The sequence below is a fragment of the Streptococcus infantis genome (genome assembly GCF_047465035.1).
Taxonomy (GTDB): domain Bacteria; phylum Bacillota; class Bacilli; order Lactobacillales; family Streptococcaceae; genus Streptococcus; species Streptococcus infantis_T.
In genome coordinates, this window is record NZ_JASHAQ010000045.1 from 1 (window position 1) to 1,437 (window position 1,437).

Consider the following 1,437-nt stretch of genomic DNA (forward strand, 5'->3'; position numbering starts at 1 on the left):
TGTACTGACCCCAAAAAGTTAGACAATTAATTTATTCAAAGGATTTAGTTCTGTATTGCACAGGACTGAGTCCTTTTAGTTTTACCTTAATTCGTTTGTTGTTGTAATAATCAATATAGTTTACAATAGCTTGTTCCAATTGCTTAAGCGACTGAAATGACTTCTCATAACCATAAAACATCTCCGATTTCAGAATCCCAAAGAAGGACTCCATCATACCATTGTCTGGGCTGTTACCCTTACGCGACATGGATGCTTGAATTCCCTTACCCTCTAGAAACTGATGATAAGAATCGTGTTGATATTGCCAGCCTTGATCACTATGGAGAATCGTATTCTCGTAGTGCTTCTCTGTGAATGCCTGTTCCAACATTGTTTTTACTTGTTCTAAGTTGGGTGAAGTTGAAAGATTATAGGCGATAATTTCGCTATTAAAGCCATCTAAAACTGGTGATAAGTAAAGCTTTTGGGTACTTGCTGGAATGGCAAATTCTGTCACATCTGTGTAACACTTTTCCATTGTTTTAGAGCCTTCAAATTGACGTTGAATGAGATTCTCTGCCTTCTTGCCAACGTCTCCTTTATGAGAAGAATATTTTCGTTTCTGTCGCATTTTAGCTTGTAAATTGAGTACTTTCATCAAGCGTTGAACTCTTTTATGATTTACCAGATAACCACGATTTCTTAGTTCTAAATGAATCCGACGATAACCATAATTTCCCTTATGTTCGATAAAAATGGATTGAATTTTCGCTTTAAGCTCTTGGTCCTTATCTGGTTTATCTAGCTGTTTCAAGTGATAGTAGTAGGTCGAACGAGCTAGTTTAATGGCTTTTAGAAGAATATCTAACGAAAACTCGGTCATTAATTCTTGAACAATTTCTGTCTTTCTTCTTTCTCTTTTTCCTCCTTCAATCGGAGTTCTCTTAACTTTTTTAGGACGGCATTCTCCGCTCTCAGATACTCATTTTCTGCTTGAAGACGTTCTAATTCTGTTCTCTCTTCAGGTCTCTTTTTTGGCTTACGTCCCATTTTAGGTACTCTCCCTCTTGTTTTCTCAACAATAGTATACCCGTTTTTCTTGTATTGTGCTAGCCAATTAAGAAGTATCGTACGACTTGGGAGCCCGTATTCAAGAGAAACTCTATCTTTAGTCCAGCCTTCATGTAAGACTTTATTAATCATTTCTTGTTTTAAATCAGGAGAATAGTAACGATTTTTTCCTTTTTTGACGAACTCTATTCCGTAACGATCAATCAATTTAATCATGTACCTAATATTAGAATTATTTATCCCAAATTTATTTGAAAGCTTCTCTAAGCTATATCCTTGTTTTCTAAGTTCATAGACCTGAACTTTATCATCATAAGTTAATTTCATAATAAAAACACCCCAAAAGTTAGATTTTTTTCTGTCTAACTTTTGGGGTGCAGTTCA

At 35.4% G+C, this 1,437-nt stretch carries 1 protein-coding gene; it reads right to left on the reverse strand.

The window, feature by feature from the left end; all coding sequences use genetic code 11:
- Window positions 1-31 precede the first annotated feature (31 nt).
- A protein-coding gene (locus tag QM406_RS10005; RefSeq protein ID WP_148131554.1) for an IS3 family transposase occupies window positions 32-1,380 on the reverse strand; the annotation gives its coding sequence in 2 pieces (ribosomal slippage) (window positions 32-939 and window positions 939-1,380; 1,350 coding nt in all).
- Between the last annotated feature and the right edge of the window lie 57 nt (window positions 1,381-1,437).